Source organism: Granulosicoccus antarcticus IMCC3135, assembly GCF_002215215.1.
Taxonomy (GTDB): domain Bacteria; phylum Pseudomonadota; class Gammaproteobacteria; order Granulosicoccales; family Granulosicoccaceae; genus Granulosicoccus; species Granulosicoccus antarcticus.
Genome location: NZ_CP018632.1, coordinates 1,878,381 through 1,890,816 on the forward strand (window position 1 = coordinate 1,878,381; position 12,436 = coordinate 1,890,816).

Annotated in this window: 10 protein-coding genes; 4 read left to right on the plus strand and 6 right to left on the minus strand. The window is 54.6% G+C overall.

Translation table 11 applies throughout. The features are described 5' to 3' along the window. The first annotated feature begins 49 nt into the window (after positions 1 to 49). Both IMCC3135_RS08025 and IMCC3135_RS08030 read left to right on the plus strand, forming a co-directional pair. A complete protein-coding gene (locus tag IMCC3135_RS08025; protein ID WP_088917130.1) occupies positions 50 to 613 on the plus strand; it encodes a phosphoribosyltransferase in 564 nt (187 codons plus the stop codon). 254 nt (positions 614 to 867) lie between these two features. After that, positions 868 to 1,311, plus strand: coding sequence for a hypothetical protein (locus tag IMCC3135_RS08030; RefSeq protein WP_157735845.1), 444 nt, complete (start codon positions 868 to 870; stop codon positions 1,309 to 1,311). A 34-nt stretch (positions 1,312 to 1,345) separates the two neighbouring features. Here the strand turns inward: IMCC3135_RS08030 and IMCC3135_RS08035 are convergent, their stop codons facing one another. From IMCC3135_RS08035 to uvrA, 6 genes are all read right to left on the minus strand, one after another. Then, entirely contained in the window at positions 1,346 to 2,170 is an 825-nt protein-coding gene (locus tag IMCC3135_RS08035; protein WP_088917132.1) for an amino acid ABC transporter permease, read from the minus strand. Positions 2,171 to 2,229: 59 nt separating this feature from the next. Further along, a complete protein-coding gene (locus IMCC3135_RS08040; protein WP_169727576.1) occupies positions 2,230 to 3,132 on the minus strand; it encodes a transporter substrate-binding domain-containing protein in 903 nt (300 codons plus the stop codon). Between the two features lie 120 nt (positions 3,133 to 3,252). Then, the gene (locus tag IMCC3135_RS08045; protein ID WP_088917133.1) at positions 3,253 to 3,471 is read right to left on the minus strand and encodes a hypothetical protein; all 219 of its coding nucleotides are present in this window, start codon (positions 3,469 to 3,471) and stop codon (positions 3,253 to 3,255) included. Continuing rightward, on the minus strand, positions 3,468 to 4,022 hold the full coding sequence (locus tag IMCC3135_RS08050) for an MSMEG_1061 family FMN-dependent PPOX-type flavoprotein (RefSeq protein WP_157735846.1): 555 nt from the start codon (positions 4,020 to 4,022) through the stop codon (positions 3,468 to 3,470). The genes IMCC3135_RS08045 and IMCC3135_RS08050 overlap by 4 nt, the downstream gene beginning before the upstream one ends. A 278-nt stretch (positions 4,023 to 4,300) precedes the next feature. Then, positions 4,301 to 5,092 (minus strand): thioesterase family protein, encoded by a 792-nt coding sequence (locus tag IMCC3135_RS08055; protein WP_088917135.1) that lies wholly within the window; start codon positions 5,090 to 5,092, stop codon positions 4,301 to 4,303. Between the two features lie 29 nt (positions 5,093 to 5,121). After that, positions 5,122 to 10,644: an excinuclease ABC subunit UvrA gene (uvrA, locus tag IMCC3135_RS08060; protein ID WP_088917136.1), complete on the minus strand. Its 5,523-nt coding sequence runs from the start codon at positions 10,642 to 10,644 to the stop codon at positions 5,122 to 5,124. Between the two features lie 233 nt (positions 10,645 to 10,877). Here uvrA and IMCC3135_RS08065 point away from each other — a divergent pair, with 233 nt between their 5' ends. Together IMCC3135_RS08065 and IMCC3135_RS08070 are read left to right on the plus strand one after the other, a co-directional pair. Next, positions 10,878 to 11,639 (plus strand): phytanoyl-CoA dioxygenase family protein, encoded by a 762-nt coding sequence (locus IMCC3135_RS08065; RefSeq protein WP_205737960.1) that lies wholly within the window; start codon positions 10,878 to 10,880, stop codon positions 11,637 to 11,639. Further along, on the plus strand, positions 11,636 to 12,334 hold the full coding sequence (locus tag IMCC3135_RS08070) for a 4'-phosphopantetheinyl transferase family protein (protein WP_088917138.1): 699 nt from the start codon (positions 11,636 to 11,638) through the stop codon (positions 12,332 to 12,334). Before IMCC3135_RS08065 ends, IMCC3135_RS08070 begins: the two co-directional genes overlap by 4 nt. Positions 12,335 to 12,436 lie beyond the last annotated feature (102 nt).

Here is a 12,436-nt window from a genome sequence, read left to right on the forward strand (position 1 = left end):
CGATGTGCTACTCAGTGTAGCCAGCGCTCGCATCAGGTAAACTCCGCGCATGAGCGAGAAACTGTACCTGAATGCCCAGCAATTGCTGGAAGACTCCTTTTCTCTGGCAGCAAAGGTTTACCGTAGCGGTTTTCGCCCCAGCTTTATCGTGGCTGTCTGGCGTGGTGGCGCGCCCATGGGTATCGCCATGCAGGAATTGCTGGCTTATAGAGGTATTCATGCGGATCACATTACCGTGCGTACGTCGTCATACAAGGACATCGACAATCAGGCAAGCCATGTGCAGGTCTTCAACCTCAATTATCTGGTGAGAAGAATCAGCGCAGAGGATCGCTTGCTGATTGTTGATGATGTCTACGATACCGGCCGTAGCGTCGAAGCGGTCATTGATACCTTGCGTGAAAAAACCCGACGTAACCTGCCGACTGATATCCGTGTCGCCGTGCCTTATTACAAACCGAGCAGAAACAAGACAGGAAAAGCGCCCGATTACTTTCTGCATGAAACCGATCAATGGCTGAAATTTCCTCATTCACTGGAAGGGCTGACACATGATGAAGTCCGCAAGTTTCGACCGGAACTTGCTGAAATCCTTGGTGAACATCTGACTTGAACTGCCCCTTATCTGCGATTAGATGACGAGTAGTTCTCCAATCACCAAGTTGGAGAACTACCAGGTCACGAATCGAAAGGCTGGCTCGCCACAGCTGATTTCAACAGAGTACACTTTGCTTCAGCACTGCCTGATTATCGTCTTTATGAGCTGACTGGCTGCTCCGGTTTTCAATCCGATAACCCGTTACCAGTAACGTTTTTACAAGCTGACAAATGAGCGGACAGTCCGACAGATCACACACGGCGAAAATCGTGAACATGGTGAACCTGCTTGATGCAACAGGCCGCCGGCGCGTAGTTACTTCGCTTGAGAAAAGGAGTACGGCGCAGCTGTTATCCATCCGCCAGAATCTGCACCATCAGGCTTGTATTGGTGTCGATGGCATCGATCAACTTGAATCCCGGTTCTCGCAAAATCTGGCGAATGCTGTCATGAATCAGGTTCGAGGATTTCTCAATACTGAGTTCGGACAGTTACGTGTGCATCGTTATCGACAGGTATTCAGCGTCGGTCACTATAGTCTGGAGAGTCTGATCGCTGGGCTCTTTCGTGTACAGTTTTACGCCCGTCAGGTGCAACTACCTGCCATTGAAGGGGTGTCAGAACCTGCACTGCTGTCGTTGAGCTGGGGCGTGGGGGAGTCCATTCAGAAAGCGGAACAAGAACGGCAGAGACGCTCCAGCTTGAAGCGCTGATCTATTGATCGCCAGGCTCAGCGCTTGTGAAACCTCAACTCCCAGGATCTATCTGACTCTGACTCTGACGTAAGCGTGACTCGAGTCGGCGCAACAACAGTGAAAGTACGATCGTGACCAGTAGGTAAATATAAGCCACGATGTTGTAGGTTTCCATGAACCGGAATGAGCCTGCTGCGTAAATCTTGCCCAGTTGCGTAATGTCTGCAACGCCCAGCACTGACACCAGTGCCGAGTCCTTGATCATGGCGATGAAGTCATTGCCCAATGGCGGCAGAATGGTACGAAATGCCTGTGGGAAAATCACGTAGCGGAATCGACTGAACGGTGTGAGGCCAAGCGACAAGGCCGCTTCGCTCTGTCCTCGTCCAACCGACAGAATGCCGGCACGAAACACCTCTGCGATAAAGGCTGAATAGCCGAGAGTCAGGGCTGCTATGGCGCGCCACATCAATGAAAAGTCACGCGTACGAAGCGGTGCGTCCATCCACTGGCCAAAGAGTGCATTGGCAAGTGTAACCAGCCCTGGTGCTGCCACGAAGGCGATGTAGAATAATAATACAAGCATGGGTATGCCGCGCATGATTTCTATATAGAATCGCGCGCATTGACGAACCACGAGCCAGGGTGAAAGTACCGCTGCAGCAAGCAGAAGGCCGAGGGCACTGGCCAGAGTAAAGGCTGTTACCGTGACGAAAGTTGTAACTCCGATGCCTTTGACGAGAATGCCGAAGACTTCGGTGTACAAATCATCACTGACGATGCGGTAACCCAGCCAGGCACCAATCAGAAGTGTGACGACCAGCCACCACGGGAAATCCGAGTCTGACGGGTCGTCTTGCTGCTTGTGTTGTGTCACGTGCCAGTTATCTGTTTACGGATTGAAAGCAAGGTTAGGGCAGGGGGCGCACGCAGTGCCTATCGACCCAACTCATAGTCGAGAAACCAGGTGGTGTTGAGCTGGTCCAGGGTGCCGTCTTCTTTCAAGCTGGCAATGCCGGCATTGATGGGGGCCAGCAAATCGGAGCCCTTGGGAAAAATGAAGCCAAAATCTTCACTGCCCATGGCATCTCCCACCAACTTGAACGATTCCGGGTTGGCATTGACATAACCGTTACCGGCGGTGCCATCGGTGAGAACCAGGTCGACATCATTACTGCGTAATGCCTGCACTGAAGCACCGAAAGTTTCGAATAACTTGATACGCGGATTCTGCTCATCGCCGTCGAGAACTTCGTACACTGCTGTATAGAAAGGTGTGGTGCCCGCCTGCGCTCCGACCAATCCGTCTTCCAGCGCCGCGAACTCCTCTGCATTGGCGAATCGATCCTCATCGGCTCGTACCAGCATGAACATTTCGGAGCGCATGTAAGGGGCGGAGAAATCCACTTTTTCCTTGCGATCTTCGCGGATGGTAATGCCAGTCATGCCAATATCGAACTGAGCTTCGCTGATGGCCGGAATCATCGCATCCCAACTGGAGTTTTCGATGACCAGTGTGAAGTTCAATCGCTTGGCCAGCTCATTCATGGCGTCATACTCCCAACCAATGGCCTCACCGGTCTTTGGGTCAACAAACTGCAACGGCGGGTAGGCGTTTTCGGTAACGACAACAACCTCACGACCTTTCAGATCGGGTAGTGCGTCTGCCTGCAAACTCATTGGCAGGCCAAGAGCGATGAGGCTGGCGCCCAAGACTCGCTTGCTGAGTCCTTGTTGCCCAGCGGGGTGAGAGAAGTGCGGTTGCAGGAACCGTTGTGGCAAAGATACGCTGGTCGATCGTAAGGACAGCCAGGACAGAATCAGAGAAACCTTGTTCATGAAAGCAGCCATTTTCAGTATTGAGGGTGGTATGACATTGTGCTGCGCAGTCAGCTGCGGTGCAAGCAAGCTACGCCGGTCAATCGAAGGGGAGTATTGACCCTGTAGAGCACATCGAAGTCAGATAATGCCCGCAAGATCGCAGATCAGATACAGAACACTACAGATGACCAGGCCAACACTCCAGACCTGCAACCACATTATCTTGCCATGGCGTCCGGCTGCATAGAGCAGGACGCCGATGATAATGGCCAGAACCATGGAAAGCGTCAACATACTGTGCATGCTCTCCCCGTAGGGAAGGTCCGGATTCGGCGTCGTGTCTTCGCGATATCTCATGGTTGCAGCGACAAGTCTGCAGCGCTTGGTACCTGATCAGGATCAACCAGAAAATCATCATCCCACAGGTGGGAGCTGCGTATTGCACGAGCATTTTGTACGTAGGCAGAGTCAACCTTGACGATAATGACGGTCGCTGGAGCGACTTCCTCCAGTGAAAATCTGTCAAGCAGTTGGGGGTCGACAGAGATATGCGCACGTCCCTTGATTCGGAGAGCCTCCGCGATACCGGGAATGAGAAATACGAGTCCGACGCGTGAATCAATCAGCAGATTGCGCAGCGTGTCGATACGGTTGTTGCCACGTCGATCAGGAATGGCAATGGTATGGGCATCGAGCACTGTGAAAGCCTTGCCGGGAGCATCGCCGCGTGGCGAGCAATCTATGCCCGATTCTCTGAGGCTGGCGAGTACGAAAAACGGTGAATGCAACAGCCATCGTTGCATCTGCTCACTCAGGCAATCGTGAATCTTGCCACGTGAGGTGGGTTTTGGTGCCGGATAGATCCGGGCCAGTTCGTCCAGCGACGTTATGAGATGGGATTCGTTCACAGTGTCACAACTATAGCGTGTCATGCGAGGGTTAAGGGTGTAGGGGTGGCTGAAATGGCCAACAAATTAATTTCACAAGTCAGGTAGTGAAATGGCCTGCGAGAGAAGTCTGGAGCGGCTTCTCTCGCAGGCAGACCGAAACGGCATGGCGGTTTCGGTTAATGGCTTGACGAGACAGATAATACTGTCTGAGCAGATAAGGGGCGAGGGACCCGTTCATGGTTTCCGGCCAAGGGCTCGTTTTTCACTCAATATGTGACCCCTCTGGCATCGACAGGTCAGTTTTTTCTCAAGACCAGTGTCTGCATTGCCCGACCGACCACACCTGTTGCATCAAACAACAAGGCATCGGCCAGGCCGATTCCATTGGTTTCCCAATAGCCGACACTGTCAGTGCCGAGCCATTCACCAACTGGATCACGATGCAATACCAGTGTCAGGTCGGTATTCATGAAAGTGACATCCTGTGGTTCGGCATTTCTTCCGAAGGCGTTGCCGCAGTCGGCCAAAGGACAGATTCGCTGGAATGGGCTGGCTGTTTCACTGTCCAGCAACGGTACCGTCTTCAGCCAGGCTCGGGTAGGTCCCGGCGCGTTGTTCTGGCCTGCCGGGTAGCGCACGGCAACACCCGCACCATTGAAGGCAGGCTGGCCATGCAGGGTCGATTCAATAGGGAAAGGCCCGGCGGCGGCTTGCTCGGGTGAGCCCATGTCTTGTTGGTAGCTGGGCATATCCTCAACAGGAGAGGCCGGTAACAGGTGCATGCCAGCGGCTGTAATCACGGTCTTGCCGGAGCGATCGACCAGGTGTGCCTCGCTCAGACAGACAGTGCGGCCCTGCCGGACAATACTGGCGTGAACATGAAAGCCGTCAAAGGGCACTGGTCGTTGCAGGTTAACCGTCAGACGTGTCAGGCGATGCTCAGGGAACAACTGTTCTACCGCGCGTGCCAACAAGCCTGTGGGTGGACCGGCATGGCAGGCATGCTCATCCCAAGGGCCTCGTGTGTGTTCAGTGGGCTGAAACCACAGGCCATCGAGTGTCGTAAAAAAGCTTGTGCTGCTTGCCATGTTGCCTTATCCAGTCATGAGGGAGCTTGTCATTGGCTCAATATCTGTTGCAGATAGGGGGCGGTTCGTGAGCGTTTTGACATCGAAACTTTCTTCGGAGTGCCGCGTGCAACCACTTTACCGCCTCCCGTACCGCCCTCAGGACCCATGTCTATGATCCAGTCTGCCTCAGCCATGATATCCAGATTGTGTTCGATGACAATGACTGAGTTTCCGGCTTCCACCAATCGATGCAGTACGTGAATCAGATTCTCCACATCAGCCATGTGCAGGCCCACCGTGGGTTCGTCCAGAATGTAGAGCGTGTGCACGTTCACGATGGCCTTGCCCGAGGAGTCACGGACAGAGGGTTTGGCCTTTGACAGCTCGGTGACAAGCTTGATTCGCTGCGCCTCGCCACCGCTGAGTGTTCGGCTTTGCTGACCGAGCGTCAGGTAGCCCAGGCCGACATCCTGCAGCAACTTCAGGGCATGCCGGATGCTGACATGTGCATCAAAAAACTCGACGCCTTCATCGACATTCATCATCAGAACATCACCGATGGATTTGTCCTTGTAGCGTACGGAGAGGGTTTCATGATTGAAGCGCATGCCGTTACAGACTTCACACAGTACGCGGACATCGGGCAGAAAACTCATCTCGATGCGTTGCATGCCTTGTCCGGCGCATTCCTCACAGCGACCATCGCCGGTATTGAACGAGAAGCGGCTGGCATTGTAGCCACGAATGCGAGCCTCGGTCGTATCGGCGAAAAGGCGTCTGATGTTGTCCCAGAAGCCGATGTAGGTAGCCGGGCAGGAGCGAGATGTTTTGCCGATAGGGGTCTGATCAACTTCCAGCAGACGGGAAATACTCTCCCAGCCAGAGATATCTTCACAACCGACCAGAGTGCCAAGCTTGCGTTTGCTTTTCTGAGCGTTCAGTACCCGCAGGTTGTCGTGCACGACATCACGAATGAGCGTGCTTTTGCCCGAGCCTGAAACACCCGTGACACAAACCAGTTGGCCCAGCGGTATATCGACTGAGACGTTCTTCAGGTTGTGCAGGTGCGCGTTAGTCACATGCAGGCTGTGCTCAGGCCCGGTACGAGTCGGATAGAGCGGATGTTGTAGTGGGTGATCCAGTAGGCGCCCAGTGACTGAATCCGGATTTTTACGTACTTTGGCAACAGTGCCCGAGGCCACTATTTCACCGCCACGCACACCGGCACCCGGGCCGATGTCGATAATATGGTCGGCACTGAGAATGGTTTCCTCGTCGTGCTCTACCACGACGATGGTATTGCCTTTTTTCAGCAATCGCGCCAGCGTATCGAGCAACATGCGATTATCGCGTGGATGTAATCCGATGGTTGGCTCGTCGAGGATGTAGCACACACCCTGCAGGTTCGAGCCCAGCTGTGCCGCTAACCGTATGCGTTGTGCTTCGCCACCGCTCAAGGTCGGTGCAGCCCGGTCCAGCGATAGGTACTCCAGACCGACTTCAACCAGGAAGGACAGGCGAGAGTTCAGCTCTTTGAGGCTGTCTCTGGCAATGGTTGCTTCTCGATCATTGAGCTTTATGCTCGAAAACACCTTGCCGGCATCGACAATCGATAAAGTGGTGTAATCAGCAATGTTCCAGTCCTGAAAGTACACCGCCAGTGATTCGCTCTTGAGGCGCTGGCCTTCGCACTGTGGACAGGTGACCGGATCCTCATCGCTGTTCGACCAGCTACGCTCTTCGCCGGTCTGTTCTTCGTCAAAGCCGGGGATCACTTCACCGGTGCCAAAGCAGCTCTCACACCAGCCGTGCCGGGAGTTGTAGGAAAACATGCGCGGATCCAGCTCGGCAAAGCTGCGCTGGCAGCTCGGGCAGGCCCGTTGCGTCGAGAATAGTTTTTCGCGACCGCTGGCACTGCTGATCTTGACCACACCGCTACCATAATCGATGGCTCGCTGTATCAATGCCTGTAGTTCGGCTTCGTGTTTCACATCGACCATGAAAGTGCCCACTGGCAGATCAATGGTGTGTTCCTTGAAGCGGTCCAGCCGCGGCCATTCGGTCGTTGGCAGTGCCTTGCCGTCGACACGCAGTGTCGTAAAGCCCTTGTTCAATGCCCATTTGGCCAGATCGGTGTAATAGCCCTTGCGATTGACAATCAGAGGCGCGTGCAGATTGATCTTCTTGCCACGATGCTGCTTGAGCACCTGAGCGGTGATGGCATCAACCGATTGTGCCGATATGGGGACTTCGCAGTCGGGGCAATGCTGTACACCCAGTTTGACAAACAGCAGGCGCAGGAAGTGATAGATCTCGGTCATCGTGGCGACCGTGCTCTTGCGGCCGCCGCGACTGGTGCGCTGCTCGATGGCAACCGTGGGAGGGATGCCGGTAATGGCATCGACATCGGGTCTGGAGGCGGGTTGCACGAATTGCCGAGCGTAGGCATTCAGCGATTCCAGATAACGACGCTGACCTTCGTTGAAGACGATATCAAAAGCGAGTGTGCTCTTGCCACTGCCACTCATGCCGGTGATGACCGTCATTTTATCGCGTGGAATCCGAACGTCGATATTCTTCAGATTGTGTTCGCGGGCCTTGTGCACGACGATGGCGTCGCCGGGATCAGTGTTGATCAGCTGTAAGGGATCGGGCGCTGCTATCTCGGCGATACCTGTGGCTTTCAAGCGATCAGTGGCATCTCTGTAATCACGCAGAGAGGCAGCGGTAACACTGGTCTTGTGGGCCATGACTTGCACGGGGGTGCCCTTGCAGACGATCTTGCCGCCGGCATCTCCACCGGCAGGACCAAGATCGATGATCCAGTCCGCGTTGGCAATGACATCCAGATTGTGCTCGATCACCACCAGTGAGTGTCCCTGTTCCACCAGTTGTTCGAAGGCATTGAGCAACTTGCCAATGTCTTCGAAGTGCAAGCCGGTAGTCGGCTCATCAAACAGGAAGAGGGTATGGCCATCAATGGTGCGTTTGGATCGAATCATGGCAGCCTGTCCCAGATAGGCTGCCAGTTTCAGGCGCTGTGCTTCACCACCGCTGAGGGTGGGAACGGGCTGGCCCAGTTGCAGATAGCCCAGGCCCACCTCTCGCAGAGGGCTGAGTGCTGTGATGACCGCTTTGTTCTCTGCAAAGAATTCGAGTGCACGTTCGACGGTCATTTCCAGTACGTCTGCAATTGACTGACCTTCGGCCTCGCTCTGGTTGAAGAGTTTGATTTCCAGCAACTCTGCGCGGTATCGACGTCCCTGGCATTCGGCGCAACGTAGATAGACATCAGAGAGGAATTGCATTTCAACATGCTCGAATCCATTACCCGAGCAGGCCGGACAACGCATGCCAGAGTTGAAACTGAAAGCACTGGCCTTGTAACCACGCTCCTGAGCCTCAGGTACTTTTTCGAATAACTTGCGAATGGATTCGAAAGCGCCGGTGTAGCTGACCGGGTTGGAACGAGCCGATTTTCCGATGGGTGACTGATCAACCAGTATTACATCGGTGATCTGTTCATCGCCGGTGATGGCGGTATAGGGAAGTGCCAGGTCCTTGGGTTTGCCCTTGAGCGATGTCAGGGCATTGAACAGGGTGTCCTGGATGAGAGTCGATTTGCCTGACCCGCTGGGGCCTGTCAGGCAGACCAGACGATTCAGCGGAATCTCCAGCGTCACATCCTGCAGATTATGGCCGTTGGCACCGCTGAGTATGAGTTTTTCAGTACCGCGACTACCACGTTCGGGGGACGAGAAATTCAGAGTTTTTTCACCGTTCAGGTATTTGGCTGTCAGTGATTTCTTGCTTTTCAACAGTGCGGCAGGCTTGCCGTTGAAGACAATGTTGCCGCCGGCGCGACCTGGACCCGGGCCTATGTCTATGATGCGATCGGCGGCTAGCATCAATTGCGGATCGTGCTCTACAACGATGAGCGTGTTGCCGGCGTCACGCAGTCGTTTCAGAACCCGGATGACCCGATCCATGTCCTGTGCATGTAGCCCGATGCTGGGCTCGTCGAGCACGAACAGCGTATTGACCAGTGAAGTACCGAGGGCTGTCGTCAGATTGATACGTTGCACCTCGCCACCAGACAGGGTGCGTGACTGGCGATCGAGGGTCAGATAGCTCAGGCCCACATCATTCAGGTAGGCCAGTCGCGAGCGCATCTCGCGCACCACCATGTCTGTGGGATCATCAACATGGCCCTGGGCGATCGCTTCGACGAACTGCAGTGCCCTGGACAGTGGCAGCTGCATGAGATCCACGATATTCAGGCCTGGTAGTGTCGCCATGACCTTGTCCGAAAAGGGGGCTTGCGCATCACGGTAGCGTGCACCGGGTTCAATGACTCTCGCAGCATCCTCCAGCGTTCCGACACGCCAGTTCAGTGAGGCTGGTTTCAGTCTGGCCCCATGACAGGCTGGGCACTCATCATAGCTGCGGTATTTGGCCAGCATTACTCGCACATGCATGCGATAGGATTTGCGTTCCAGGTAGTCGAAGAAGCCTTTGATCCCGTACCAGCTATTCTCGGCCTCACTGCCGTCGCCCTGGATGACCCAGTTCTGTTGGGTGCTGGTCATCTCGTCGAACGGTACATCCAGTGGAATGCCCTGTTTTTTTGCAGCTCGTTCCAGATCCCGCTGACAAGCGGCACCTGATTCGCTCTGGAATACCTTGACGGCACCGCCCTTGAGCGTCTTGCTGACATCTGGTAACGCCAGTCTGTAATCGATACCGATGATCCGGCCAAAGCCCTTGCATGACTCACAGGCCCCGATGGGGGAGTTGAAGGAAAAGCTCGAAGGAATCGGTTCTCGATACCGGATGCCGCAGGCTTCGCACTGCAAAGCTGTCGAATAGCTGGTTTGGCCTGAGGATTGACGCTCTTCATCCAGCGTATGTACGCTGACTTTACCTTGCCCATACCGCAAGCCAGCTTCGATAGCTTCGATGAAACGACTGCGATTATCTTCACGCGTTGACAATCTGTCCTGGATGACATCAATGCTGGTGTCACTTTGTTGATGGACCTTGGTATAGCCTTGCCTGGCCAGCCAGTCCTGGATTTCGTCTGCTGAAAAATTTGCTGGAATCGGAACCTGGAAGGTCACCATGATGCGGCGTGGTTCGCTCTGGTCGAACCAGTCGTTGCTTATTTTCTCCGGCGTGTCGCGTGTAACCGGTTTTCCACAATCTCCGCAATAAAGTCTGGCAGTACGAGCAAACAGGAGCTTGATGTGATCATTGAGTTCCGTCATGGTGCCAACGGTCGAACGGGAGGTGCGCACCGGGTTGGTCTGGTCGATGGCAATAGCGGGTGGGATACCCTCTATCCGGTCCACCTGCGGTTTATCCATCCTGTCCAGAAACTGCCGGGCATAGGGCGAGAATGTTTCCACATAACGCCGTTGGCCTTCCGCATAGATCGTGTCGAAAGCGAGAGTGGATTTGCCGCTGCCGCTGACACCGGTGATGACAATCAATTCACCGTACGGCAGTTTCAGATCCAGGTGCTTCAGATTGTTCTGATAGGCATTCTCGATCAGTATGTGCTTGCTCATGGACGTGGGCGTTGTCTGAAATGAATGGAGGTGAGGCTGCAGACATCTTTTGATCAAGCGGGAACAGGGCAGGGTAGCCAGATTCGCTCAGCTCGGATCGATAAGGTGTTTTGCTCGATGTAGTGTACGGGTGAACGAGATTTTGGACCATGACTGATGTCAGGGCGTCGCTGCTGTAATATGGTGAGTGGGACTAGAATTTCACCCTCTCATCAATTCAGGAGTATGTTGACTTGGATGCAATCAGTACGGCCGTTGCAGCCTTTGAGCGCGATGGCTATTACATAGCCCGATCCCTGTTCTCGACTGAGGAAGTTTCTGCACTGGTCGAATTGATCGATCGGTCGCTGTCGCCGGCATTGGCGCCGGTTGAGTTCGAGGCCGATGTGCATTATCCGGGCGCGCCCAGTTCCAAAAGCGCACCCGGTGGCAGCACTCCGCGGCGGCTGTTGCATGCTTTCGGACGGGATTCCCTGTTCCAGCAGGTGGGCAGACACCCCCAGATCGTGGCCACGCTCAAGGCTTTGATGAACACCGATGCCGTTCGCCTATCGCAAAACCATCATAATTGCGTCATGACCAAACACCCTGGGTTCAGCAGTGTCACCAGCTGGCATCAGGATATACGCTACTGGCGTTTTGACCGGCGCGAGCTGGTCAGTACCTGGTTGGCTCTGGGACCTGAGAATGCTCATAACGGCGGACTACTGGTCATTCCCGGTTCTCATACACTGGATTTTGAACCGGGACAGTTCGATGCAGCTTTGTTCCTGCGCACCGATCTGCCTGCCAACGAGGCCTTGCTGGCGAAAGTAGTCTCTGTCGATCTGAAGGCTGGCGATATGCTTTTCTTCCATTCACGGACCCTGCATGCAGCCGGGCAGAACGATTCCAGTGTCATCAAGCGCTCGCTGGTCTACACCTATCGTGCCGACGACAATCAGCCCATCCCCGAAACACGTTCGGCCGTCTATGAGGATATCCCGGTATCGTGAGCACATCACTGGATCCGCTCCAGAATCCAGCCAATGGCCTGAGTTTCGCACCTGAGTGGGCGGGGACCAATATCTACCTGGCCAGCCAACCCGTTACTGACTGTGTTGAGGCCCTTTACCCTGAGGAGCGCTCAGTGATTGCCGCCTCGGCGCCGTTGCGACAGCGCACCTTCTCCAGTGGTAGACGTTGCGCCCGAATCGCTCTGGCTGAAGCGGGTTTGCCTGCTTGTGTGCTGGCCAGAGCAGACGATGGGTCAGTCTGCTGGCCAGAGGGCGTGGTAGGCAGTGTGAGTCATACAAATGACTGGGCGGTGTCTGCTGTTGCCTTACGCGATATGAGCGAAGCTGCGAGTCTGGGGGTTGACCTTGAACGTATCCAGCCTCTTGAGGCGGGTGTGATCAAGGTGGTTGCCACTGCCAGTGAGCAGACTGAACTGGCCATGCAAGGTGCTAAACGCTGGCAAGCAACGGCATTGTTCAGTCTCAAGGAAAGTGTTTACAAATGTCTGAGGCCTTCTTACGGTCGTTTTATCGGCTTCAAGGAGGTGGAGATCTGTGACATCGTCAGTGGCAAGCCGCATCTGAGCTTCTGTAACGAGGAACTCAGCAAGCATTTTCGCGAATCCGAGGTGCAATTGCGCATGGCAGTTACCTCGGACTACGTACTCTCGCTGGCCTGGTTGAGGAACCACTGAGCGAAAGCTGGCGTCGCGTAATCACTCCTGTGCAGGTGCTTGGGTGGAAAGTGGTGGTGCCTGCTGTATATTAAGGGCTTGCGCTAATCCCCACATTCTTAC